The sequence below is a fragment of the Salipiger mucosus DSM 16094 genome, assembly GCF_000442255.1.
Classification (GTDB): Bacteria; Pseudomonadota; Alphaproteobacteria; order Rhodobacterales; family Rhodobacteraceae; genus Salipiger; species Salipiger mucosus.
In genome coordinates this window covers 29,613-52,488 of record NZ_KE557284.1, presented here as the reverse complement: position 1 = coordinate 52,488, position 22,876 = coordinate 29,613, and the positions used below count along the sequence as shown (strand labels likewise).

The following is a 22,876-nucleotide window of genomic DNA, read 5'->3' as shown; positions in this document are numbered from 1 at the left end:
CGCCGCTGGCGCGCCCTTTTTTCGTGCCGCCTCCGCCGGCCATAATTCGGCCGCGAAGGGTTTGAGAATCCACAAATTCGCCCCCACCCGGCCATGTCCGTTCCACAGGGCCCGCACAGCTTGCGGTCACGGCAAACACGGAGCGGCGAAGATGCAGAACGTCCTGGCGACATCCTACCTGGCCCTGCTGCGGGCGACCGGCCTCTACGGCGGCCTCGCGGCCCTCGCGGCGCTGGTGCGGATTCCCTCGCAGCTCGCGCTCGGGCATCACGTCGCCGCTCTCGGCTTCCTCGCGGCCATGTCGGTCTTCGTCGCCGCGACGATGATGCGTCCGGGGCTGACGCCGCGTATCCTCGCCCGGCCGGATCACCCGACGCACCTTCTGCCAGTTTTGCTGTTCCACGCCCTGGTGCCGCTGCTTTTCTCCATTCCCGCCATGGGCGCCGTCATCTCGCTACAGCTGGCCGAGCCGCTGTCGCGGTCGCTGGCGATCTTCTCGGCCGTGCCGATCGTCATGCTCTGCGGGATCAACTGGTGCATCGGCCTCGCGCTCTGCGTCTGGCCGAAACCGCGCGACCCGCGCATCCCCAGCGAACCGGTCACCCCGCGCCGCCCCAAGATGGCCAAGCTGCGCCCCGAGGAACTGGCCGAGCTGCGGCGCCAGCGCGCCCCGGCTTTCTAAAGCAGCGCGGAAGGGATAGTTTAGCGGGACTTCAGACGGAGCCCGCATGTCCCGCGACCAGAACCTCAACGCCTTCCTCTACTTCGAGGCCGTCGCCCGGCGCGGCACGCTGACCCGCGCGGCCGAAGAGCTTTCGGTCTCGCCCTCGGCGGTCTCGCAGCAGATCAAGCAGCTCGAGCAGCAGCTGGGGGTGAAGCTCTTCCGCCGCAACGGCCGGGCGCTGAGCCTGACGCTCGAGGGCGAGCAGCTGTTCCAGGCCTCGGCCGCCGCCATCTCGATGCTGCGCGAGGCGCACCGGCACCTCGGGCGCGCGCGGGAATCGCGGCGGCTGAACCTGCGGGTGGCGCCCAGCTTCGGCGTGCGCTGGCTGGGTCCGCGGCTGCACGATTTCATCGCGCGCCATCCCGACTGGGACATCCGCGTCGACGCGGCCCCCGACCCCACCGATTTCGAGCGCGAGATCATGGACCTCGACATCCGCTACGGGCTGGGCGCCTGGACGGGCTTTCACGTCGCGCCCGTGGTGCGCGACCACATGCTGCCGCTCTGCAGCCCCGCCTACCTCGAGGAGATCGGCGGCGCGGACACACCCGAGGCGCTCTTCTCTCGGGCGCGGCTGATCGACAGCGCGCGCAACCTCTGCCAGTGGGATTTCTGGTTGCGCCGCAACGGGATCGAGACGGCCGAGAACCGCAAGGCGGCGCTGATGGACCGCTCGTCCATGGCGCTGCAACTGGCCGTCGACGGCGCCGGGGTGGTGCTGGAATCGCTGGCGCTGGCCCTGCCCGAGGTGCGCGAGGGGCGGCTCGTGCCGGTCACGCCCGGCCTGCCGGTGCTGAGCTATCCCGCGCATTGGGCCACCTGCCCGACGCGCTACCTCAACCGGCGGGCGGTGCGGCTCTTCATGGACTGGCTGACCGAACAGGCCGCCGCGCACGAGGCCGAGATCGCGCAGGTCGAGGCTGACCTCGGGCTCGTGGAGGTGGAGATCGACGCCCCCGTCGAACTGGTCGGGGGCGCCGCGCCGCAGAGGCTCAGTGGATGAGCGAGCCGCCGTTCACGTCGACCTCGGAGCCTGTCACGTAGGCCGCGAGGTCGGAGGCGAGGAAGAGGCAGCAGCCAGCAACGTCCGAAGCCTCGCCCGCGCGGGCCATCGGGATGCCTGCGAGGATCTGTTCCATCATCTCGTCGGTCAGCTTGCCGCCGGTGATGTCGGTGGCGATGAAGCCCGGGCAGACCGCGTTGGCGCGCACGCCGTCGGGGGCGCATTCGCGGGCCGTCGCCTTGGTCAGGCCCAGCACCCCCGCCTTGGCCGCCGAGTAGTGCGGCCCGCCGAAGATGCCGCCGCCGCGCTGTGCCGAGACCGAGGAGATGTTGACGATCGAGCCGGTCTTGCGGCCGCGCATGTGCGGGATGACCGACTGGCTCATGTAGAGCGTGCCGCGCAGGTTCACGTCGAGCACCGCGTCGTAGTTCTCGGGCGCGATGTCCATGAGCTTGAGCGGCTGGGTGATGCCGGCGTTGTTCACGAGGATGTCGACCTGGCCGAAGGTGTCGATCACCTCCTGCGCGGCGGCCTCGCAGGCCGCCTTGTCGGTGACGTTGCAGGCCAGCCCGATGTGACCCTCGCCCAGTTCCTCGGCCGCGGCCTTGGCGGCGGCGGCGTCGAGGTCGAGGATCGCGATGCGCGCGCCGTGCTCGGCGAAGAGTTTCGCGGTCGCCTTGCCAAGGCCCCGCGGGCTGGCGGCGCCGGTGATGATGGCGGTCTTTCCGTCCAGTAGGTTCATTTTTCTTTTCCTTGATTGCAGTGACTTAGAGCCAGGACTTCACGTTCTGCGCGATCTTCTCGACCGTCAGACCGTATTGATCGTGGAGCGTCGGTAGCGCGCCGGCGTCGAGGAACTCGTCGGGCAGCGCAATCGAGCGGAAGGGCACGTGCACGCCCCGCCGCATCAGCGCAGCCCCCACCGCGTCGCCGAGACCGCCGCGGATCGTGTGGTTCTCGGCGGTGACCACGAGCCGGCCGCCCTTCGCGGCCTCGCGCGCGATGGTCTCCTCGTCGAGGGGCTTGATCGTCGGGCTGTGCAGCACGGCGCAGGAGACGCCGTCGCGCTCGAGCGCGGCCGCCGCGTCGAGCACGCGCATGGTCATGAACCCCGAGGAGACGAAGAGCACGTCCGAGCCGTCGCGGATCGTCTTGGCCTTGCCGAGCTCGAACTGGTAGCCGTATTCGCCGAGCACGTCGGGCACCTTGCCGCGCAGCAGGCGCATGTAGGCGGGCCCGGGATGATCGGCGATGGCGCGGGTGGCCTGCGCGGTCTCGGTGGCGTCGCAGGGGTCGATCACCGTGAGGTTGGGCATGCCGCACATGATCGCCAGATCCTCGGTCGCCTGGTGGCTGGGACCGTAGCCGGTCGAGAGGCCGGGCAGCGCGCAGACGATCTTCACCGGCAGGCTTTCCTCGGCAATGGCCATGGCGATGAAGTCGTAGGCCCGGCGCGAGGCGAAGACGGCGTAGGTGGTGGCGAAGGGGGTGAAACCCTCGCGCGCCATGCCGGCGGCCGCGGAGAAGAGCAGCTGCTCGGCCATGCCCATCTGGTAGAAACGATCGGGATAGGCGTTCGCGAAGACGTGCATGTCGGTGTATTTCGACAGGTCGGCGGAGAGACCGACGATGTCCTCGCGGGTTTTCGCCAGCTCGACCAGCGCATTGCCGAAGGGAGCGGAGACGGTCTCGCGCCCCTCGGCGTCGAGCGAGGCGATCATGGCGGAGGTCCGCGCGCCGCCCGCGCCGGGCGCCTGGCGGGGCTCGTACTTGGACTTGCGGCGGGAGTTTGGGCCGATGGTCATGGGTCGGTTGCCTTTCTCGGGCGGGGGTTCGGGGCTCTGCCCCGTCCGCGCCTGCGCGCGGACTCCCCGGGATATTTGCAGGCCAGAAGAAGCGGCGGGGCTCAGTCCGGGCGGTTGGTGTCGTGCAGCGCGAGCGCCTTCTGCCACTCGTCGGGCTCGACCCGGACGAAGTGGGTGATCTCGCGCTCCTCGAGGAAGGGGATGCCCTTGCACATCTTCGTGTTGCAGATGATGACACGGGGCTTTGCCTCGGGCAGGTTGCGGGCGGCGTCGAAGGCGGCGACCAGCGCGGGGATGTCGTTGCCGTCGACCTCCTGCGCGTGCCAGCCGAAGGCCTCCCACTTGGCGGCCTCGGTGCCCGGCCCGGTGGCGAGCGCGGCGGTGCTGGGCCCGTCGGCCTGCTGGTTGTTGAAGTCGACGACGGCGATCAGGTTATCGAGCTTCCACTGCACGGCGGACATCACCGCCTCCCAGGTCGAGCCCTCGCCGAGTTCGCCGTCCGACAGCATGTTGTAGACGAAGGAGGCGCTGTTCTTGCGCTTGAGACCCAGCGCCGCGCCCACGGCGATGCCGAGGCCGTGGCCGAGCGAGCCGCCGGTGATCTCCATCCCCGGGGTGTAGGCCGCCATGCCGGACATGGGCATGCGGCTGTCGTCCATGCCGTAGGTGGCGATCTCGGTCTCGGGGAGGATGCCGGCCTCGATCATCGCGGCGTAGAGCGCGATCGCGTAGTGTCCGATGGAGAGGTAGAAGCGGTCGCGGCCCTCCCACTCCGGCTCGTCCGGGCGGTAGTCCATGGCGTGGAAGTAGCTCACCGCCAGCAGGTCGGCGGCCCCCAGCGCCTGGCCGATGTAGCCCTGGCCCTGCACCTCGCCCATCAGCAGTGCGTTGCGGCGGATGCCCCAGGCGCGCTGTTCGAGGCTCAGGTTCGAGCCCTCTTTCGCGGGTGATGCTGTCACGTCGTCCTCCCTTGGTCGTGCCGGTCGTCCTGCCGGGCCTTATGGGGCGCGGGCGGGCATGGCTTCAATCATCAATTCTTAAATATGCGTGAAGCACAGCTTAACCCGAGTTCAGCTTTTCGTCATGGTATACCATCCGTGCCCGTGGCTAGGGTCGGCGCAGGTTTCAAACGGGAGGACACCATGAATCTCTACACGCTGCTGGGCCAACGGGCTTCCGAGGGGCGGCCGATCCGCGCCGGTCTGATCGGCGCCGGCAAGTTCGGCTCGATGATCCTGAGCCAGGCGCGCTTCATCGACGGGCTGCACATCGTGGGCGTGGCCGACCTCAACGTCTCGCGCGCCAAGGAATCCCTAGCGCGGGTCGGCTGGGACGCGGCGGCCTATGCGGCGCCCTCCTTCGGCGAGGCGATGGACACCGGCGCGACCTTCGTGACCGAGGACGCCATGGCGCTGACGCAGCACGAGGGGATCGAGATCGTCATCGACGCCACGGGCCACCCGCTCGCCGGCGTGCGTCACGCGCTCTCGGCCATCGAGAACGGCAAGCACATGGTCATGGTCAACGTCGAGGCCGACGTGCTCTGCGGTCCGTGGCTGGCGGCCAAGGCCAAGGCCAACGGCGTGCTCTACTCCATGGCCTACGGCGACCAGCCGGCGCTGATCTGCGAGCTGGTGGACTGGGTCCGCTCCTGCGGGTTCGAGCTGGTGGCCGCCGGCAAGGGCATGAAATACGTGCCGGATTACCGCTACTCGACGCCCGACACGGTCTGGGATCACTTCGGCTGGTCCAAGGAAGAGGTCGCGGCGGGCGACTTCAATCCGAAGATGTACAACTCCTTCGTCGACGGCACCAAGTCGGCGATCGAGATGGCGGCGGTGGCCAACGCGACGGGCCTGTCGTGCCCCGAGGACGGCCTCGGCTTCTACCCCTGCGGCACGCATGACCTGGCGCGCGTTTTCCGTCCGGCCTCGGACGGCGGACGGCTGCCCAAGGGCGGCGTGGCCGAGGTCGCGGCCTCGGAGGAGCTGGACGGCCGGCAGGTGCACAACGACATCCGCTGGGGCGTCTGGGCGACCTTCCGCGCGCCCTGCGAATACACCCGCGACTGTTTCCGCCAGTACGGGCTGAAGATCGACGACTCGGGCTGGTACGGCTCGAGCTGGCGGCCCTTCCACATCATCGGGCTCGAGGCGGCGATCTCGGTGCTTTCGGTCTGCCTGCGCGGCGAGCCCACGGGCTGCTCGAAGGAGTATCGCGGCGACGCGGTGGCCATCGCCAAGGCCGACTTGCAGGCGGGCTCCATGCTCGACGGCGAGGGCGGCTACGCGGTGGTGGCGGACGCCCTGCCCGCCTCGACCTCGGCGAAGATCAACGCCCTGCCCATCGGCCTCGCGCATCACGTGAAGCTGAAGAACCACGTCGGCAAGGACCAGATCGTGACATTCGACGACGTCGAGGTGACCGACGACCTGGACATCGTGAAGATCCGCAAAGAGATGCAGAGCATGGTCGCCGACTGAGCCAATCCGGCCCCGCCAGCCCGGCGGGGCCGCCCCTTTTCCGCAAAGCGCATTGAAGCCGCCGGGTGACAGCCGCTATCAGCGGGTTAGGTCGCACCCGAACGGCCGCGCAACAGGAAAGGGATGGGGATGGAACAGTTCACGCTTGGCTGGGAGGAATGGCTCGCCCTGCCCGACCTCGGCCTGCCGGCCATTCGCGCCAAGGTCGATACCGGCGCCAGGACCTCGGCGCTGCACGCCTTCGCGATCGAGCCCTTCGGCCCCTCGGACAAGCCGATGGTGCGCTTCGCGATCCACCCCGACCCTGGAGATCCCAACCTCGAGATCATCTGTTCGGCCCCGTTGAAGGACCGGCGCGAGGTGACCTCCTCGAACGGCGAGAGCGAGCTGCGCTTCGTCATCGAGACGACCGCGCGCATGGGCGACCGCAGCTGGCCGATCGAGGTCACGCTGACCGACCGCGGCGCCATGTCCTACCGCATGCTGCTGGGCCGTTCGGCGCTGGCCGAGGACATGATCGTCAGCCCTGCGCAGAGCTACTGCCAGCCCGAGCTGAGCTTTGACGTCTACCACGACGCCCCGCGGCTCAAGCAGCACCGCCGCGCGCTGCGCTTGGCGATCCTGACGCGCGAGCCCGACAATTACTCGACCCGCAGCCTGATCCGCGCCGCCGAGTCGCGCGGCCACGCGGTCGAGGTGATCGACACCACGCGCTGCTACATGAACATCCGCGCCGTTGGCGGCGAGGTGCACTACGACGGCCGCAAGCTGCCCCACTACGACGCGGTGATCCCCCGCATCGGCGCCTCGATCACCAACTACGGCACAGCCGTCGTCCGGCAGTTCGAGTCCATGGGCACCTACTGCCTGTCGGGCTCGGAGGGCATCACCATGTCGCGCGACAAGCTGCATGCCCACCAGGTGCTGGCGCGCCACCGCATCGGGATGCCGACCACGGCCTTTGCCCGCAGCCCCAAGGATTCGGGCAACGTCATCAGCCTCGTGGGCGGCGTGCCGCTGGTGTTGAAGCTGCTGGAGAGCACACAGGGCAAGGGCGTCGTGCTGGCGGATACCAAGAACGCGGCCGAGAGCGTGATCTCGGCCTTTCGCGGGCTGAAGGCGGATTTCCTCGTGCAGAGCTTCGTCAAGGAGGCCGCGGGCGAGGACATCCGCTGCTTCGTGGTGGGCGGCAAGGTCGTCTCGGCCATGCGGCGCAAGAGCAGCGGCGACGACTTCCGCTCGAACCTGCACCAGGGCGGCACGGCCGAGGCGACGCGCATCTCCAAGCGCGAACGCGACACGGCCGTGCGCGCTGCCCGCGCGCTGAAGCTCGACGTGGCGGGCGTGGACCTGCTGCGCGGCGAGGACGGGCCGAAGGTGCTCGAGGTCAATTCCTCGCCGGGACTGGAAGGGATCGAGCGTGCCTCGGGCAAGGACATCGCCGGGCTGGTGATGCAGCACATCGAGCAGAAGGTCGCCCCGCGCAAACCGCGCAGCCGGACCCGGCGCAAGGAAGCCTGAGGCAAGGCGGCGGTGACGGCCGCCCGCGCGGGTGGTAGTATTCGCGCATGGCCACCGGGATCATCCTGCAAAGCACGCTGACCTGCCCGCATTGCGGGCAGGTGACCGAGGAGACCATGCCCACCGACGCCTGCCAGTGGTTCTGGCAATGCCCCGGGTGCGGGGCCGTGCTGAAGCCGAAACCCGGCGATTGCTGCGTCTTCTGCTCCTTCGGCACCGTGCCCTGCCCGCCGATCCAGGCGGGCGACGCCTGCTGCGGCTAGGCGGTTGACGCAGGGTCCGGCTCCGGATTGCTGCACCTGCGAAAGGTTTTTCTTGCGCGCGCCCGCGCGACATGGGACGCGTTGGACGCAACAAGGGACGAACCGGTGCGGCTCATCGTTTTCACAGATCTCGACGGCACGCTCCTCGACCACGACAGCTACAGCTTCGCGCCCGCGCAGCCGGCGCTCGACGCGCTCAGGGCGCGCGGCATTCCCCTGATCCTCGCCACGTCCAAGACCGCCGCCGAGATCGCGCCGCTACATGCGCAGCTGGGCCTTGGCGACTGGCCCGCCATCGTCGAGAACGGCGCGCAGGCCGTCGTGCCCCGTGCCGCGGACAGCGATACCACCGAGTACGACCGCATCCGCGCCGCGCTGGACGCCCTGCCGCACGAGTTGCGGGCTCCCTTCACCGGTTTCGGCGACATGAGCCTGCGCGAGGTGGCACTGGCCACCGGCCTGCCCGAGCCCGCCGCCGAGCTGGCCCGACAGCGCCGCTTTTCCGAACCCGGCACCTGGACCGGCGACGAGTCGACCCGCGCGGCCTTCCTGAACGCGCTCGCGGCGCGCGGGATCTCGGCACGGCGCGGCGGGCGCTTCCTGACGCTCTCGGCCGGCGGGACCAAGGCGGGCTGCATGGCGGGGATCATGCGCGATCTGGACCGCGACACCAGCATCGCGCTGGGAGACGCGCCGAACGATGTCGAGATGATCGAGACCGCCGATCACGGCGTGATCGTGCGCAACGACGCGGGCACCTCCCTGCCGCAGCTCGCGGGCGAAAGCAGGGGCCGTGTCCGGCGCACCACCGCGCCCGGCCCCGCGGGCTGGAACCGGGCGGTGCTCGACCTGCTCGACGAAACGGCACCGACGAGGAGCGCAGACTGACATGGCCGACTTTCACCAGAACGGAAACATCGCCCAGTTCCACAACCTGCGTTCGCGCCCGCTCGAGGAGATGGTCTACGAGCTCGAGACCTTTGCCCAGAGCCGGCGCATCTCGCTCGTTCTGCCCTCGCTCTACTCCGAGCTCGAGGGCGAGGCGCTGCCGAACATCCTGGCCGAGCTGAGAAAGGTCACCTACCTGCACCGCGTCATCATCGGGCTCGACCGCGCCGATGCCGAGCAGTACCGCCACGCGCGGGCCTTCTTCGCCGAGCTGCCGCAGCAGACCACGGTGATCTGGAACGACAGCCCGCGCATGCAGCAGATCATGGAGCGGCTCGAGGCGCTGGGGCTCGCCCCGCAGGAGGCGGGCAAGGGCAAGAACGTCTGGGGCTGCATGGGCTACCTCATCTCCTGCGCGGACAGCGCGGTGATGGCGATCCACGACTGCGACATCCTCACCTACAAGCGCGAGATGCTCGACCGGCTGGTCTACCCGGTGGCGAACCCCACCTTCCCCTACCAGCTGTCCAAGGGCTTCTACCCCCGGGTCGGCCAGAACCGCCTCAACGGCCGGGTGACGCGGCTGCTGGTCTCGCCGCTGCTGATCGCGCTCAAGCGCACCATCGGCGACCGCGATTACATCGACTACCTGCGCGCCTTCCGCTACCCGCTCTCGGGCGAGTTCGCGATGCGCACGGGCCTGCTGCCCGACCTGCGCATCCCCTCGGACTGGGGGCTGGAAATCGGCGTGCTGTCGGAGGCCTGGCGCAACCTCGGGCCGCGGCAGGTCTGCCAGGTCGAGATCGCGGACCAGTACGACCACAAGCACCAGGAGCTCTCGCCCGAGGACGCGAGCCAGGGCCTGTCGCGCATGTCGACCGACATCTGCAAGGCGATCTATCGCAAGCTTGCCGCCGACGGCACGGTCTTCACGCCGCATGTCTTCCGCACGCTCAAGGCGACCTACTACCGCTCGGCTCTCGACCTTCTCGAGGCCTACTGGGCGGATGCCAAGATGAACGGGCTCGCCATCGACCGCCACGCCGAGGAGCGCTCGATCGAGATCTTCGGCGAGAACATCGTGCGTGCGGGCCAGATGTTCGTCGAGAACCCGCAGGAGACGCCCTTCATCCCGACCTGGAACCGGGTCCATTCGGCCGACCCGACGCTGCTCACGGATTTCCGCGCGGCGGTGGCGGCGGACGAGCGGGAGTTCGGCTGAAAGCCTGCGCTGCACCCGGCTTGACGAAATGTTCAGACCTCGGCGCCAGAGTGCCCCGCGACCCGAGACGCGGAGCGCGCGATGCCCGATATCCAGACCTGGGGCTGGTACAGCCCCTCTCCCTGGCCCGGCTACGATCCGGCAAACCAGTCCAACCTCGACGCGCGCGGGGACGGCCTGTCGGTCGATCCGGCCGGCTATCTCGAGTTCACCATGCGGGACGCCGACGGCGATGGACGGCTGTGGGACCACGACAGCGACGACGTGCACAGCCCGACGCCCGGCGAATACGTCATAGGGCCGACAACGACGCTCAATCCCCAAGAAATCGCGCTTTATGCCGGCTCGACGGCGGTGATCGGCGGAGTCACCTACACCGGGCTCGACATCGAGGTGACGCTCTTCGACGACGGAACCTGGGGGGCGCGGCTGATGGATCACTCGATTCCGCCCGGCACGCACCACGACTACGTCACCTCGGTCACCCTCGGCACTTGGAACGGCGTCGAATACGACGGCATCTGGACCTCGGGCGTGGATCAGCCCTTCGTCTGCTTCACCGCAGGTACGCGCATCGCGGTGCCCGGCGGCACCAGGGCGGTCGAGGACCTGTGCCCCGGCGACGCGGTAATGACGCTGGACCACGGGCAGCAGCCGGTGCGCTGGGTCGCGCAGCGTCGGATCGGACCGGGCGGGCGCGGCGCACCGCTGCAAATCGCGTCCGGGCTGCTGGGAAACGGGCGCGCCGTGCACCTCTCGCCCCAGCACCGCGTTCTGCTGGGCGGGCACAGGATCCTGCGCCGCTTCAGCACGCCCGAGGTGCTGGTCGCCGTCACGCATCTTCAGCGCGAGGGCGAGGTCTCGCGCATCCGGGCCTCCTGCACGCGCTACGTCCACCTGCTGCTCGACCGGCACGAGATCGTGCTGGCCGACGGGCTGCTGACAGAAACGCTGCTGCCCGGCCCGCAGGCGCTGGCCATGCTGCCGGAGCGCGACCGCTGGCAATTGGTCGCGCGCCTGCCCGCGCTTTCGGACGGACCGGAGGGCGTACCGGCCCCCGGCGCGCCGCTGTCTCAACGGCAAGCAGGGGCACCGGCTTGTCCGCCGCCCGCATCAGAGCCTCGCCCTGCTGCGCCCCGAAGCGGCGCTTCATCGCTTCGCGAGCGCCTGGCATGCGCCGGAGCGCGAACAGCAGGCGGGCTGACGGCCCTCAGACCAGGTTGGTGATCCACCGGCACTGGTAGGGTGCCATCTCGACCAGGCCCGCGGGCACCTCTTCCCCGGTGATCAGGTCCACCCAGCGCTCGTCGGCGATGAGGTTGAGCTGCCCCGCCGGGATCTCGACCGTGTCGGCGCTCACGTTATGCAGGGCGAAGATCGACTGCGCGCGGTCCAGCGACTGCCGCCAGAGGCCGAAGATGCGCGCGTCGAGGTTCAGCGTGAATTGCGTCGCGTTGGGGTGGAAGGCCGGCTGCGCGGCGCGCAGCTTCACCCGGTCCGAGACCATCTCCAGCACCTGCGCATGCACCGTCTCGGGATCGTCCAGCGCCTCGAGCAGCGCAGGATAGTCCCAGCGGTGCCGGTTGATCGCACGGTTCATGCCGCGCCGCTTCACCGCCTCGTGGTCGTTGGGCGTGGCCAGCATCGAGTGGATGTAGAAGGCCGGGATCCCCTCGAGCGACATCACGATGGTCTGCGAGCACAGGAACCGCGCGAGTTGGTGCTCGTCGGGGCCCGCGTAGGTGCGGCCCATGGCCTCGAAATAGGAGCAGTTGATCTCGTAGGGCGCCTCGCCCCCGCCCGGCAGCGAGCGCATCGAGACCAGCCCGCCAAGCGCGCCGATGGCCTCGATCATTCGGGCGATCTCCTCGGGCGGCAGCAGGCCCTCGGCGGGGCGCATGCCGATGCCGTCGTGGCTGGCGGTGAAGTTGAGATAGGCGCAGCCCAGCGGCGCCGGCGGCATGGTGCGCTGCCACTCGATCAGGGTTTCCGCCGTGCCCGACATCATGGCGTGCAGGATCAGCGGCGGCAGCGGGAAGTTGTAGACGACATGCGCCTCGTTGCGGTGGCCGAAGTAGCTCAGGTTCTCGGCCTTGGGCACGTTGGTCTCGGTCAGCAGGATCACGCTCTCGGTGGCGTAGTCCATCAGCAGCCGCAGCATCTGGATCACCGCGTGGGTCTGCGGCAGGTGGATGCAGTTGGTGCCGATCTGCTTCCACAGGAAGGCCACCGCGTCGAGCCGCAGGATGCGCACCCCCTTGTCGAGGTGCAGCCGCACGATGCGCAGGATCTCGAGCAGCACATCCGGGTTGGAATAGTCGAGATCGACCTGGTCGTGGCTGAAGGTGCACCAGACATGGCGCGTGCCCATGGCGGTCTCGACCTCCTGCAGCAGCGGCGTGGTGCGGGGGCGCACGACCATCGACAGATCGTCCGAGGGGTCGGCCTCGTAGAAGAAGCGGTCGTAGGGCTTCTGGCCCTGCCGGTAGGCGTTGAACCAGACGCCCTGGCTCGAGACGTGGTTGAGCACCAGGTCCGACATCAGGTGGAATTCCGAGCCGATGCGCGTGATGTCCGACCATTCGCCCAGCTGCGGGTTCACCTTGCGGTAGTCGGTCACCGCAAAGCCGTCGTCCGAGGTATAGGGAAAGAACGGCAGGATGTGCACGCCGTTCACCACGCCCTTCATCCGGCGCAGCAGGAAATCGTGCATCAGGTCCAGCGGCTTGTGATGCCCGTCGATCAGGCTGTCGCCGTAGGTGATGAGCACCGCGTCCTTCTGGGACCACAGGTTGTTGCCGGGCTTGCGCGGCTTGCGGCGGCGGTGCGTGCCCTCGGGCCAGAAGGCCTCGATCACCTGGCTGGCCAGGATGTGGCTGTTCACCTCCGGGTAGATGAATTCGAGCAGGTCTGTCAGGCGGTTGCTGAAGGTCGGTTCGGTCATGCGGTCACGCGGCTCGGTTGCGGTGGCCGCGGCGCGGCGGACCCCGCCCCGCGCGGGCCTCTCATCCAGCGGTATGGTTTTGCCCCCGCCCGCACAAGGTTCTTGTGGCCCGCGCGCGCGGATCCCGGCCCGATGGCGCACGGAACGGTCGGATAGCGGGCAGCGCGTGACGCATCGTGTCGCTGCGCCGCGCAAAGGCGTCGCGCCGAGGCGCGGCAGGGCGCGCGCCATGTCGAATATGGCCTCCAGAGCCCGCGGCACCGTCTTGACGGCGGCGGCGCGCGGCGGCAGCCCGGCACAGACGCGATGCCCCCAGATCCAAGGACCGCTTCCGAATGAGTTCCTTCGCCCTCACAGTGAAATGCCCCTCCACCCGCGGCATCGTGGCCGCCATCGCCGGCTTCCTCGCCGAGCAGGGCTGCAACATCACCGACAGCGCCCAGTTCGACGACCTCGAGACCGGCAACTTCTTCATGCGGGTGAGTTTCCGCAGCGAGACCGGCGCCACGCTCGAGGCGCTGCAGGATGCCTTCGCCGCCGTGGCCGAGCCCTTTGCCATGGACTGGCAGTTTCACGACGAGGCGGCCCGCATGAAGGTCGTCATCATGGTCAGCCGCTTCGGGCACTGCCTGAACGACCTGCTCTACCGCTGGCGCATCGGCGCGCTGCCGATCGACATCGTGGCGGTGATCTCGAACCACATGGACTACCAGAAGCTGGTGGTGAACCACGACATCCCCTTCCACTGCATCAAGGTGACCAAGGAGAACAAGCCGCAGGCCGAGGCGCGGCTGATGGACGTGGTCGAGGAGACCGGGGCGGAGCTGATCGTGCTGGCGCGCTACATGCAGGTTCTGTCCGATGACCTCTGCCGCAAGATGTCCGGGCGGATCATCAACATCCACCACTCCTTCCTGCCGTCGTTCAAGGGGGCCAACCCCTACAAGCAGGCCTTCGAGCGCGGGGTGAAGCTGATCGGGGCGACCTCGCACTACGTGACCGCCGACCTCGACGAGGGGCCGATCATCGAGCAGGACACCGTGCGCGTGACCCATGCGCAGAGCCCCGACGACTACGTCTCGCTGGGCCGCGATGTCGAGGCCTCGGTGCTGGCCCGCGCGGTCCATGCGCATATCCACAACCGCGCCTTCCTGAACGGCAACAAGACGGTGGTCTTCCCCGCCTCGCCCGGCTCATACGCCTCGGAACGGATGGGGTGAAACCCGGTCCGCGCCGCCCGGCGCGGCAGAGCTTTCGCGATTGTCGCGGGCGCGGTCCCGGGGTGCGACAGAGGTAACGCACCCCGGCTTTCATCGCGGGCGAGCCCCCTGTCTCACACCGCCAGCCTGTGCCGCGCCAGCATGGGCACCAGCAGCACGGGCACGAGCAGGAGCATGACGCCCACCGCCGCGAAGGCCGCCCCGAGTCCCAGCAGTTCCGACAGGCCGCCCATCATGGGCGGTCCGGCGAAGAAGCCGATGTAGCCGACCAGCGACACGCGCGAGATGGCCTGCGCGCGCCGCGCCTCGGGCACCCGCGCGCTGAGCCAGGCGATCCCCGTCGGCACGATGACCGAGACGCCCGCGCCCAGCACGGCAAACCCCGCGTAGGCGGGCGCCACGCTCTGCGCCGAGGCGGCGAGAATGGCGCCGGCGGCCGCGACGGCAGCACCGGTCCGCAGCACGGCGACCTCGCTCAGGCGGCGTGACAGCGACTGCCCCGAGATCCGCCCCACGAACATGGTCAGCCCCAGCAGCGCGGGCCCCACGGCGCCGGCCGCGGCGCCCGCGCCGATCTCGCGTTCGAGGTAGAGCGCCGACCAGCCCTCGGTGCCCACCTCGGCCATGAAGCCGATCAGCACGACGAGGCCCGCCGGGATCACCATGGCCCAGCCCGGCGCCGCGCCGGTCGCCTCCGCGCCGCGGGCCTCGCCCTGCCCGGGTGGCGCGGTGAGCATGATCGCGATGCAGCCCAGGGCCGCAACGGCGAGCGCGGCGAAGACAGTCGATGGCGACGCGCCCATCTCGCGCGCGGCGCCGGTCGCCAGCGCGGCGCCGGCGTAGACAAGCGAGTACATCCCGTGGTCGAGGTTCATGAGCGGCCGCCGGTGCGCCGCCTCGAGCGCCGCGACCCGCGCGTTCATGACCACGTCGAGCAGACCGCAGGTCGCCGCCGCGCAGGTCATGGCAAGCGCGAAGGCCAGCGGGGCCGTCGCCATGCCCGGAAGCAGGAAGGCGCCTGCCATGAGTGCCGTCAGCACCGGCAGCAGGCGCCGCCCGACCCGCGCGTCGAGCGCCGGAGCCAGCCACATGGCCGCCAGCGCCCCGAAGGTCGAAAGCAGCATCGCCAGCCCGAATCCCGCGTCGGACAGCCCCGCCTGGGGCTTGAGGTCGGGCACCAGGGCTGCGAAACCGCCCCAGAACAGGCCCATCGCCGCAAAGGCCGAGGCGGGCGCGCGGCTCAGCCGCAGGTCTCTCAGAAGGTCCATGGCAAAGGCGGTGCCACGCCCGCGCCGGAAGGTCCAGCCGCGCGCGCGCGAATCCCCTTGCCAAACGGCGCTATCCGGTCTATCGGGGCGCCTCTTACGCGGGGTGACAGCCTTGGAGGCACCCCGCCCTTACATATGGAGATACTGACATGGCTGGTGAGATTCCTGATCTCGAAGCCCTGGAACGGTCGGGGACGGGCAAGGGCGCCGCTCGGCAGGCCCGTCGCGAGGGCATGGTTCCGGGGATTGTGTTCGGCGGCGACGCGGACCCGCTTCCGATCCAGATGCCCTTCAACGCGCTGCTCAAGCGCCTGAAGGCCGGGCAATTCAAGTCGACGCTTTTCAACCTCAAGGTTGACGGTCACGACGACGTGCGCGTGATCTGCCGCGACGTGCAGCGCGACGTGGTCAAGGACCTGCCGACGCACTTCGACCTGATGCGCCTGCGCCGGACCTCGAAGATCAACCTCTTCATTCCCGTCGAGTTCATCAACGAGGAAAAGGCCCCCGGCCTCAAGAAGGGCGGCGTGCTGACCATCGTGCGCAACGAGATCGAGCTGCGCGTGACCGCCGGCGACATCCCCGAGAAGATCGTCATCGACCTCGAGGGTCTCGACATGGGCGAGGTGATCCACATCTCGGACGTGACGCTGCCGCAGGGCGCCAAGCCGACCATCGACCGCGACTTCGTGATCGCCAACATCTCGGCCCCGCGCGGCCTGCGCGCCGACGATGCCGAGGAAGGCGAAGAGGGCGAAGAGGAAGCTCCCGCCGAGGAGTGATCCCCGGCCCTGTCCGACGTTTTGCGACGGCCCCGCCAGGATTGGCGGGGCCGTTTTGCATTCGACCCCGGCGCCGGCGGCTCAATCCAGCACCTGCACCGCCTCGAAGATTTCAAGCTCCGGCGGTCCGAGGTAGAGGTCCTTCGAGGTGCCCGCCCCCTTGTGGGCCGCGCGGAAGGCTTCGCTCTTGGTCCAGTCGACGAAGCTCTGCTCGTCCTTCCAGACCGTGTGCGAGGCGTAGAGGACATGGTCCTCGTGCTCGGGCCCCTTCATGAGTGCGAAGCTGACGAAGCCCGGCACCTCCTTGAGATGGCTGTCGCGCTGCGCCCAGATCTCCTCGAACTCCGCGGTGCGGTCGCTGGCGACCTTGAAGCGGTTCATGGTCAGATACATCCTGCCCCCTCCTTGTGATTTCGGCCGGTTCCGCCCTATCTAGGGCGGGACATGGCATTGGCTCGGAGGGCAAGGTGCAGATTTTCGTGGGCCTCGGCAATCCCGGCGGCAAGTATGCCGCGAACCGGCACAACATCGGATTCATGGCGGTCGACCGCATCGCCGAAGACCACGGCTTCGGCCCCTGGCGCACGCGCTTCCGCGGCGAGGTCAGCGAGGGACGGCTCGGCGGCGAGAAGGTCCTGCTGCTCAAGCCCGCGACCTACATGAACAATTCCGGCCAGTCCGTGGGCGAAGCCATGCGCTTCTTCAAGCTGGGCGCCGGCGACGTGACGGTCTTTCACGACGAGCTCGACCTCGCGCCGGGCAAGTGCCGGGTCAAGACCGGCGGCGGCCATGCCGGGCACAACGGGCTGCGCTCGATGCACGCGCATATCGGCGAGGCCTACCGCCGCGTCCGGCTGGGCATCGGCCATCCCGGCCGCAAGGAGGCGGTGGCGGGCTACGTGCTGCACGACTTCGCCAAGGCCGAGGAGGCCTGGCTCGACGACCTGCTGCGCGGCATATCCGACGGCGCCCCGGCGCTGGCCGAGGGGGACAGCGGGCGCTTCCAGAACGCCGTGGCCCTGCGGGTGAACCCGCAGCGTCCGTCGGGCGGCGCGGGCAAGCCCGACAAGTCCGGGACCCCCAAGGGCCCGGACACGCGCGCAGCGCCCAAAACCAAGGCGGCGCCCGAGCCCGCGCCGGAGGAAGAGGACGCGCGTTCGCCGCTCCAGAAGCTCGCCGACAAGTTCCGCTGAGCGCACGGCTTGTGCCATGCGCCGTGCGTGCCTATCCTTGCGGAATCCGGCACGCGCAAGCAGGGAGCCGAGCATGGAGAAAGACCAATCCGTCAATGTCCTGGGCGCCGCACTGGCGCCCTGTTCGACCGACCCGCTGACCGGGTTCTTCCGGGACGGGGCCTGCAACACCTGCGCGGCCGATCACGGCAGCCACACGGTCTGCGCCGTGATGACCGATGAGTTTCTCGCCTATTCCAAGTACGTGGGCAACGACCTCTCGACCCCGCGGCCCGAGTTCCGCTTCGCCGGGCTCAAGCCGGGCGACCGCTGGTGCCTCTGCGCCGCGCGTTTTCTGCAGGCGCACGACGAAGGATGTGCGCCGCGTGTCTCGCTGGAGTCCACCCATGCCCGCGCGCTCGACATCGTGCCTCTGGAGATCCTCGAGACCTACGCAGACTGACCCCCCGACGCGAAAAGGGCCCCGGCTTATGCCGGAGCCCCCTGCCCTTGTCTGCGGTCTCGGGCGTCCCGGGCTCAGCCCAGTTCGACGCCGAGGTGCTTGGCGACTGCGAAGATATCCTTGTCGCCCCGCCCGCACATGTTCATCACGATGACATGGTCCTTCGGCAGGTCCGGCGCGATCTTCATGACATGGGCCAGCGCGTGGCAGGGCTCGAGCGCGGGGATGATGCCCTCGGTCCGGCAGGACACCTGGAAGGCCTCGAGCGCCTCCTTGTCGGTGATCGCCACGTATTCCGCGCGGCCGGTGTCGTGCAGCCAGGAATGCTCGGGGCCGATGCCGGGATAGTCGAGGCCCGCCGAGATCGAGAACCCCTCGAGGATCTGTCCGTCGTCGTCCTGCAGCAGGTAGGTTCGGTTGCCGTGCAGCACGCCCGGCCGCCCGCCGGTGAGCGAGGCGCAGTGCTCCATCTTCTCGTCGACGCCCTTGCCACCGGCCTCGACGCCGATGATGCGCACCGACTTGTCGTCGAGGAAGGGATAGAAGAGGCCCATGGCGTTCGAGCCCCCGCCGATGGCGGCGATGATGGTGTCGGGCAGCCGGCCCTCGGCGGCCTGCATCTGCTCCTTGGTCTCCTTGCCGATGATCGACTGGAAATCACGGACCATCGCCGGATAGGGGTGCGGCCCGGCCACCGTTCCGATGCAGTAGAAGGTGTCGCGCACGTTGGTCACCCAGTCGCGCAGCGCGTCGTTCATCGCGTCCTTGAGCGTGCCGCGGCCCGAGGTCACGGGCACCACCTCGGCGCCCAGCAGGCGCATGCGGAAGACGTTGGGCTGCTGGCGCTCGACGTCATGCGCGCCCATGTAGACGACGCATTTCAGGCCGAACTTGGCGCAAACGGTCGCCGTGGCGACGCCGTGCTGACCCGCGCCGGTCTCGGCGATGATGCGGTCCTTGCCCATGCGCTTGGCCAGGATGATCTGGCCCAGCACGTTGTTGATCTTGTGCGCGCCGGTGTGGTTCAGCTCGTCGCGCTTGAAGTAGACCTTGGCGCCGCCCAACTCCTCGGTCAGGCGCTCGGCGAAGTAGAGCGGCGAGGGCCGGCCGACGTAATGGGTCCAGAGAAAGTCCATCTCGTCCCAGAAGCTCTGGTCGGTCTTGGCGCGTTCGTATTGCTCCTCGAGTTCGAGGATCAGCGGCATCAGCGTCTCGGACACGAAGCGTCCGCCGTAGATGCCGAAGCGGCCCTTCTCGTCGGGACCGTTCATGAAGGAATTGACCAGGTCGTCCATTGCGCCTCTCCGTCTCGCGTTGCCGGATGTTCTAGTCCATCCACCCGGGGGAACGCCAGAGATTGCGGGCCGTGAGAGGGCAGAATCGTGACGCTCGGAGGCTGCGATCCGGTGGCTCGGTAGAATGTCGGCAGGGTGCACGACCCTCGCGTTGGTCCCCGGGCCCGGAATCGGCGGCGAAGCCCGCCGGGTCGGCCCTCCCGAGAGGCCCCGGATCGAGCCGACGGGCCAGCCGTCCCTCCGCAACCCTTGCCGCTGCGTCCCTTGCCGCTTATGACGCGCGCAAACCCAGCAAACCGCCCGAGGACCGCCGATGATCCCCCGTTACGCCCGCCCCGAGATGACCGAGATCTGGGACCCCGCCACCAAGTTCCGCATCTGGTACGAGATCGAGGCCCACGCCTGCGACGCGCAGGCCGAGCTGGGCGTCATCCCCAAGGAGAACGCCGAGGCGGTCTGGAAGGCCAAGGACGTCGAGTTCGACGTCGCCCGCATCGACGAGATCGAGGCCGTCACCAAGCACGACGTCATCGCCTTCCTCACCCACCTCGCCGAGCACGTGGGCTCGGACGAGGCGCGTTTCGTGCACCAGGGCATGACCTCGTCGGACGTACTCGACACCTGCCTCAACATCCAGCTCGTGCGCGCCGCCGACATCCTGATCGCCGACATGGACAAGCTGCTCGCCGCGCTCAAGAAGCGCGCGCTCGAGCACAAGGACACGGTCCGCGTCGGCCGCAGCCACGGCATCCACGCCGAGCCCACCACCATGGGCCTGACCTTTGCGCGCTTCTACGCCGAGATGGACCGCAACCGGAACCGGCTGGAAAAGGCCCGCTACGAGGTCGCCACCGGGGCCATCTCGGGCGCGGTCGGCACCTTCGCCAACATCGATCCCTTCGTCGAAGAACACGTCTGCGAGAAGCTGGGCCTGCGCCCCGAGCCGATCAGCACGCAGGTGATCCCACGCGACCGGCACGCGATGTTCTTCGCGACCCTTGGCGTCATCGCGTCCTCGATCGAGAATGTCGCCGTCGAGATCCGCCACATGCAGCGCACCGAGGTGCTCGAGGGCGCCGAGTTCTTCTCGATGGGCCAGAAGGGCTCCTCTGCGATGCCGCACAAGAAGAACCCGGTGCTGACCGAGAACCTCACCGGCCTCGCCCGTCTCGTGCGGATGACCGTCGTGCCGGCCATGGAGAACGTCGCCCTCTGGCACGAGCGCGACATCTCGCACAGCTCGGTCGAGCGCGGCATCGGCCCTGACGCGACCGTGACGCTCGACTTCGCGCTGAACCGGCTTGCCGGCGTCGTCGACAAGATGATCATCTACCCCGACAACATGCTGGAGAACATGAACAAGTTCCCCGGCCTCGTGATGTCGCAGCGGGTGCTGCTGGCCCTGACGCAGGCGGGCGTGAGCCGCGAGGACGCCTACGCCATGGTGCAGCGCAACGCGCTGAAGGTCTGGGAGGAACGTCTCGACTTCCGCGAGCTGCTGCTGGCCGATGACGAGGTCGTTGCGGCCCTCGGTGTCGACGGCATCAACGAGAAGTTCGACATGGGCTACCACACCAAGCACGTCGACACGATCTTCAAGCGCGTCTTCGGCGAGAGCTGATCGGCGACCGGGCGGCGGCACGGCCCGCCGCCCGCCGTCCCGCAAGCTTGACCGGACTCGGAAACCCGGCTCCACTCTTGCAGGTCGGAGCCGGGTCTCAGGCTCCTCCTTGCAGCAGGAGCCCCAGCCATGACCCCGGAACAGATCGTCGCCGCCATCGGCATGCTCGTCTCCGAGCCCGATCCCGCCTTCGATACGCTGCGGGAGGGCGGCTTCGATCCGCGCTACCCCGTCACCATCGCCGCCTGCCCGGAAACCACTGCACCGCTCGATGTGGAGGGGCACACGCTGATCTGCGGAACCGTCAGCGTGCCCGAGCGCTACGATGCCCCGGACGGCCGCCGCGTGCCGCTGACCTTCGCCCTCGGCCGCGCGCAGACCACCCAGCCCTTCGAGGACGCCATCGTCTACCTGCACGGCGGACCGGCCAGCGGCAGCCTCGGCTCGATCTCGGCCACCACCGAGGTGATCCTCGGCGGCCACCGCGCCCACCGCGACGTGGTGACCTTCGACCAGCGCGCGGCGATGCTGTCCTCGACCACGGTGCGCTGCCGCGAGGTGATGGCCGACAACATCGTCGGCCTCGCGCGCAGCGCCGCCGGCAGGCCCGAGATCGCGGGAGAGGAAGCCAAGGAAGAGAACATCCTCGCTCCCTGCATCGAGGAGCTCCAGGCCGGCGACGCCGATCTTGCCGCCTACAACACCGCCAACAATGCCCGCGACGTGCAGGCGGTGATGTCCGCGCTGGGATACCCCGAATACAATATCTTCGGCATTTCCTACGGGACGCGGCTGGCGCTCGAGGTGCTGCGCACGGCGCCCGAAGGCGTGCGGGCGGTCATCATCGACGGCGTGGCCCCGACCGGGGTCAAGCTCTACGACGACCTCTTCGGGCCGCACGGGGATTCCCTCGAGGCCATGTTCGACCAATGCGCCGCCGACGCGGGCTGCGCCGCGGCCTACCCCGAGCTTCGGGACAAGACGCTCGCCCTCGGCGACATCCTCTCGGACAACCCGATCCCCGCGGCGCGCGGGATGCCCGCGATCACCTCGGACCTGTTCTACGGCCTCGTCATGATGCGCACCAAGCACAGCGCGACCTGGACCCGGGACCTGACCGGCTACCTGCCCCGGATGATCTATGAGCTGTCCGAAGGCGATCCCACCACCTTCGACTGGTACCTGACGACCTATTCCGAGCCGAAGCCGAAGCAGCCCGCCGATCTTCTGGCCCCGGGCGCCGAGCGGCTGAGCGACGACGAGAGGGCGCTGGCGCTCGCCGCGCTCGCCTCGGCACAGTCCATGACGTCGCAATCGCAGTCGGTCGCCTCGGCCATCGGACAGCTCAAGAACGACCTCGTCGCAGGGATGACGGCCGTCTCGGTGGCCGAGGCCTTCGACCGGCGCGTCACCGAGGCCGGGCGCGAGCTGACCCACGAGACGCTGTTCGCCGCGGCGAAGGACTACGCCCGGTTGCTCTCGGACGACCCCTCGAAGGAGGCCATTGCCGCATGGGTCGAGGACTGGTTCCTCGGCCCCGACCGCGAGGCGCTGCTGGCGCTTGTCGCGGCGATGACCGACGAGGATGTCGCCCGCACCTTCGCCACGGGGATCACCGAACTCGCAGGGTTCCAGGCCGGGGTCGAGAGCGCCATGGGGCTCTACATCTACGCCTGCCAGGAGGATTATCCCTACAACTCGCTGGAAGGCTTCGAGGAGATGGCGGCCGCCTTCCCCTACTCGGTGGTGAAGACCGAGGGCATGATGACCGAGATGCGCAACATGGCCGCCACCTGCGCGTTGTTCGAGCCCGCCCCACGCGAGGGCTTTCACGACCCCGTCGTCTCGGACGTGCCCGTGCTCGTGATGGGGGGCACGAACGACAGCCAGACCTCGTGGAAGTGGTCCGGGCTCGCGGCCGAGACACTGCCGAACTCGCGCGTCGTGATCTTCCCCAACGCCGGGCATGGCTCCAGCCTTTTCTCGGACTGCGGGCTCGACATGAACGTGACCTTCATCCTCGATCCCGAGGCGCCGCTCGACCGGAGCTGCCTGGCCGGGCTGGCCCCGAAGTTCGCCCTGCCGGATACGCCACTGCCCTGAGCTGCACGCAGGCTGATCGCTCACGCCACTGTGAGGCCCCGGGCGGTCGGCATTCTTTTTGCCGCAACGTCAATCCGTGCTAGCGTCAAGGCTCCCAAC

21 protein-coding genes are annotated in these 22,876 nt (G+C 68.8%); 14 read left to right on the top strand and 7 right to left on the bottom strand.

The window, feature by feature from the left end:
- Nucleotides 1-151 precede the first annotated feature (151 nt).
- Together SALMUC_RS23620 and SALMUC_RS23615 are read left to right on the top strand one after the other, a co-directional pair.
- Nucleotides 152-682 (top strand): hypothetical protein, encoded by a 531-nt coding sequence (locus SALMUC_RS23620; protein WP_020041947.1) that lies wholly within the window; start codon nt 152-154, stop codon nt 680-682.
- A 46-nt stretch (nt 683-728) separates the two neighbouring features.
- Nucleotides 729-1,727, top strand: a complete 999-nt coding sequence (locus SALMUC_RS23615; protein ID WP_020041946.1) for a LysR substrate-binding domain-containing protein — start codon at nt 729-731, stop codon at nt 1,725-1,727.
- Here SALMUC_RS23615 and SALMUC_RS23610 read toward each other — a convergent pair.
- The 3 genes from SALMUC_RS23610 to SALMUC_RS23600 all read right to left on the bottom strand — a co-directional run bounded on the left by SALMUC_RS23610 (nt 1,717) and on the right by SALMUC_RS23600 (nt 4,491).
- Complete coding sequence (locus SALMUC_RS23610; protein WP_020041945.1) at nt 1,717-2,469, bottom strand: SDR family NAD(P)-dependent oxidoreductase; 753 nt, start codon at nt 2,467-2,469, stop codon at nt 1,717-1,719. The two genes, SALMUC_RS23615 and SALMUC_RS23610, sit on opposite strands and share 11 nt — an antisense overlap.
- Nucleotides 2,470-2,494: 25 nt before the next feature.
- Nucleotides 2,495-3,532: a transketolase family protein gene (locus SALMUC_RS23605; protein ID WP_020041944.1), complete on the bottom strand. Its 1,038-nt coding sequence runs from the start codon at nt 3,530-3,532 to the stop codon at nt 2,495-2,497.
- Nucleotides 3,533-3,633: 101 nt separating this feature from the next.
- Nucleotides 3,634-4,491, bottom strand: coding sequence for a transketolase (locus tag SALMUC_RS23600; RefSeq protein WP_020041943.1), 858 nt, complete (start codon nt 4,489-4,491; stop codon nt 3,634-3,636).
- A 183-nt stretch (nt 4,492-4,674) separates the two neighbouring features.
- On the opposite strand from SALMUC_RS23600, the gene SALMUC_RS23595 reads away from it, so the two are divergent.
- The 6 genes from SALMUC_RS23595 (at nt 4,675) to SALMUC_RS28560 (ending at nt 11,136) form a co-directional block, all read left to right on the top strand.
- The gene (locus SALMUC_RS23595) at nt 4,675-6,015 is read left to right on the top strand and encodes an NAD(P)H-dependent oxidoreductase (RefSeq protein WP_020041942.1); all 1,341 of its coding nucleotides are present in this window, start codon (nt 4,675-4,677) and stop codon (nt 6,013-6,015) included.
- A gap of 129 nt (nt 6,016-6,144) precedes the next feature.
- Nucleotides 6,145-7,536 carry a 30S ribosomal protein S6--L-glutamate ligase gene (rimK, locus tag SALMUC_RS23590; protein WP_020041941.1) on the top strand — a complete coding sequence of 464 codons (1,392 nt, stop codon included), beginning with the start codon at nt 6,145-6,147 and terminating at the stop codon, nt 7,534-7,536.
- 47 nt (nt 7,537-7,583) lie between these two features.
- Nucleotides 7,584-7,799 carry a GDCCVxC domain-containing (seleno)protein gene (locus SALMUC_RS23585; RefSeq protein ID WP_020041940.1) on the top strand — a complete coding sequence of 72 codons (216 nt, stop codon included), beginning with the start codon at nt 7,584-7,586 and terminating at the stop codon, nt 7,797-7,799.
- A 105-nt stretch (nt 7,800-7,904) separates the two neighbouring features.
- Nucleotides 7,905-8,687 carry an HAD-IIB family hydrolase gene (locus SALMUC_RS23580; protein WP_020041939.1) on the top strand — a complete coding sequence of 261 codons (783 nt, stop codon included), beginning with the start codon at nt 7,905-7,907 and terminating at the stop codon, nt 8,685-8,687.
- A 1-nt stretch (nt 8,688) separates the two neighbouring features.
- The gene (locus SALMUC_RS23575) at nt 8,689-9,909 is read left to right on the top strand and encodes a glycosyltransferase family protein (RefSeq protein ID WP_020041938.1); all 1,221 of its coding nucleotides are present in this window, start codon (nt 8,689-8,691) and stop codon (nt 9,907-9,909) included.
- Nucleotides 9,910-9,990: 81 nt separating this feature from the next.
- Nucleotides 9,991-11,136, top strand: a complete 1,146-nt coding sequence (locus tag SALMUC_RS28560; RefSeq protein WP_021120896.1) for a Hint domain-containing protein — start codon at nt 9,991-9,993, stop codon at nt 11,134-11,136.
- Here the strand turns inward: SALMUC_RS28560 and SALMUC_RS23565 are convergent.
- On the bottom strand, nt 11,120-12,853 hold the full coding sequence (locus SALMUC_RS23565) for a sugar phosphorylase (RefSeq protein WP_020041936.1): 1,734 nt from the start codon (nt 12,851-12,853) through the stop codon (nt 11,120-11,122). The genes SALMUC_RS28560 and SALMUC_RS23565 overlap by 17 nt on opposite strands.
- A gap of 335 nt (nt 12,854-13,188) precedes the next feature.
- On the opposite strand from SALMUC_RS23565, the gene purU reads away from it, so the two are divergent.
- Nucleotides 13,189-14,073 carry a formyltetrahydrofolate deformylase gene (gene purU, locus SALMUC_RS23560; protein ID WP_020041935.1) on the top strand — a complete coding sequence of 295 codons (885 nt, stop codon included), beginning with the start codon at nt 13,189-13,191 and terminating at the stop codon, nt 14,071-14,073.
- A 113-nt stretch (nt 14,074-14,186) separates the two neighbouring features.
- On the opposite strand, the gene SALMUC_RS23555 is transcribed toward purU, so the two are convergent.
- Nucleotides 14,187-15,341 carry an MFS transporter gene (locus SALMUC_RS23555; protein WP_020041934.1) on the bottom strand — a complete coding sequence of 385 codons (1,155 nt, stop codon included), beginning with the start codon at nt 15,339-15,341 and terminating at the stop codon, nt 14,187-14,189.
- A 149-nt stretch (nt 15,342-15,490) separates the two neighbouring features.
- On the opposite strand from SALMUC_RS23555, the gene SALMUC_RS23550 reads away from it, so the two are divergent.
- On the top strand, nt 15,491-16,123 hold the full coding sequence (locus SALMUC_RS23550; protein WP_020041933.1) for a 50S ribosomal protein L25/general stress protein Ctc: 633 nt from the start codon (nt 15,491-15,493) through the stop codon (nt 16,121-16,123).
- 81 nt (nt 16,124-16,204) lie between these two features.
- Here the strand turns inward: SALMUC_RS23550 and hmuQ are convergent, their stop codons facing one another.
- The gene (gene hmuQ, locus SALMUC_RS23545) at nt 16,205-16,516 is read right to left on the bottom strand and encodes a heme-degrading protein HmuQ (protein ID WP_020041932.1); all 312 of its coding nucleotides are present in this window, start codon (nt 16,514-16,516) and stop codon (nt 16,205-16,207) included.
- A gap of 74 nt (nt 16,517-16,590) precedes the next feature.
- On the opposite strand from hmuQ, the gene pth reads away from it, so the two are divergent.
- Nucleotides 16,591-17,316, top strand: a complete 726-nt coding sequence (gene pth / locus SALMUC_RS23540; RefSeq protein WP_020041931.1) for an aminoacyl-tRNA hydrolase — start codon at nt 16,591-16,593, stop codon at nt 17,314-17,316.
- Nucleotides 17,317-17,389: 73 nt separating this feature from the next.
- On the top strand, nt 17,390-17,758 hold the full coding sequence (locus SALMUC_RS23535) for a DUF2237 family protein (protein ID WP_020041930.1): 369 nt from the start codon (nt 17,390-17,392) through the stop codon (nt 17,756-17,758).
- A gap of 74 nt (nt 17,759-17,832) precedes the next feature.
- Here the strand turns inward: SALMUC_RS23535 and trpB are convergent, their stop codons facing one another.
- The gene (gene trpB, locus SALMUC_RS23530; protein ID WP_021120894.1) at nt 17,833-19,053 is read right to left on the bottom strand and encodes a tryptophan synthase subunit beta; all 1,221 of its coding nucleotides are present in this window, start codon (nt 19,051-19,053) and stop codon (nt 17,833-17,835) included.
- A 313-nt stretch (nt 19,054-19,366) separates the two neighbouring features.
- Between trpB and purB the strand changes: the two genes are divergently transcribed.
- Together purB and SALMUC_RS23520 are read left to right on the top strand one after the other, a co-directional pair.
- Nucleotides 19,367-20,674, top strand: a complete 1,308-nt coding sequence (gene purB, locus SALMUC_RS23525) for an adenylosuccinate lyase (protein WP_020041927.1) — start codon at nt 19,367-19,369, stop codon at nt 20,672-20,674.
- 129 nt (nt 20,675-20,803) lie between these two features.
- Nucleotides 20,804-22,777 carry an alpha/beta hydrolase gene (locus SALMUC_RS23520; protein ID WP_020041926.1) on the top strand — a complete coding sequence of 658 codons (1,974 nt, stop codon included), beginning with the start codon at nt 20,804-20,806 and terminating at the stop codon, nt 22,775-22,777.
- Nucleotides 22,778-22,876 lie beyond the last annotated feature (99 nt).

Excerpts from the sequence above, each read along its gene's own strand:
- SALMUC_RS23610 (WP_020041945.1), bottom strand. The coding sequence starts at position 2,469 with ATGAACCTACTGGACGGAAAGACCGCCATCATCACCGGCGCCGCCAGC.
- SALMUC_RS23605 (WP_020041944.1), bottom strand. The coding sequence starts at position 3,532 with ATGACCATCGGCCCAAACTCCCGCCGCAAGTCCAAGTACGAGCCCCGC.
- SALMUC_RS23615 (WP_020041946.1), top strand. The coding sequence starts at position 729 with ATGTCCCGCGACCAGAACCTCAACGCCTTCCTCTACTTCGAGGCCGTC.
- hmuQ (WP_020041932.1), bottom strand. The coding sequence starts at position 16,516 with ATGTATCTGACCATGAACCGCTTCAAGGTCGCCAGCGACCGCACCGCG.
- SALMUC_RS23535 (WP_020041930.1), top strand. The coding sequence starts at position 17,390 with ATGGAGAAAGACCAATCCGTCAATGTCCTGGGCGCCGCACTGGCGCCC.
- SALMUC_RS23585 (WP_020041940.1), top strand. The coding sequence starts at position 7,584 with ATGGCCACCGGGATCATCCTGCAAAGCACGCTGACCTGCCCGCATTGC.
- purU (WP_020041935.1), top strand. The coding sequence starts at position 13,189 with ATGAGTTCCTTCGCCCTCACAGTGAAATGCCCCTCCACCCGCGGCATC.
- rimK (WP_020041941.1), top strand. The coding sequence starts at position 6,145 with ATGGAACAGTTCACGCTTGGCTGGGAGGAATGGCTCGCCCTGCCCGAC.
- SALMUC_RS23620 (WP_020041947.1), top strand. The coding sequence starts at position 152 with ATGCAGAACGTCCTGGCGACATCCTACCTGGCCCTGCTGCGGGCGACC.
- SALMUC_RS23550 (WP_020041933.1), top strand. The coding sequence starts at position 15,491 with ATGGCTGGTGAGATTCCTGATCTCGAAGCCCTGGAACGGTCGGGGACG.
- SALMUC_RS23575 (WP_020041938.1), top strand. The coding sequence starts at position 8,689 with ATGGCCGACTTTCACCAGAACGGAAACATCGCCCAGTTCCACAACCTG.
- SALMUC_RS23595 (WP_020041942.1), top strand. The coding sequence starts at position 4,675 with ATGAATCTCTACACGCTGCTGGGCCAACGGGCTTCCGAGGGGCGGCCG.
- trpB (WP_021120894.1), bottom strand. The coding sequence starts at position 19,053 with ATGGACGACCTGGTCAATTCCTTCATGAACGGTCCCGACGAGAAGGGC.
- SALMUC_RS23555 (WP_020041934.1), bottom strand. The coding sequence starts at position 15,341 with ATGGACCTTCTGAGAGACCTGCGGCTGAGCCGCGCGCCCGCCTCGGCC.
- SALMUC_RS23565 (WP_020041936.1), bottom strand. The coding sequence starts at position 12,853 with ATGACCGAACCGACCTTCAGCAACCGCCTGACAGACCTGCTCGAATTC.
- purB (WP_020041927.1), top strand. The coding sequence starts at position 19,367 with ATGATCCCCCGTTACGCCCGCCCCGAGATGACCGAGATCTGGGACCCC.
- SALMUC_RS28560 (WP_021120896.1), top strand. The coding sequence starts at position 9,991 with ATGCCCGATATCCAGACCTGGGGCTGGTACAGCCCCTCTCCCTGGCCC.
- SALMUC_RS23520 (WP_020041926.1), top strand. The coding sequence starts at position 20,804 with ATGACCCCGGAACAGATCGTCGCCGCCATCGGCATGCTCGTCTCCGAG.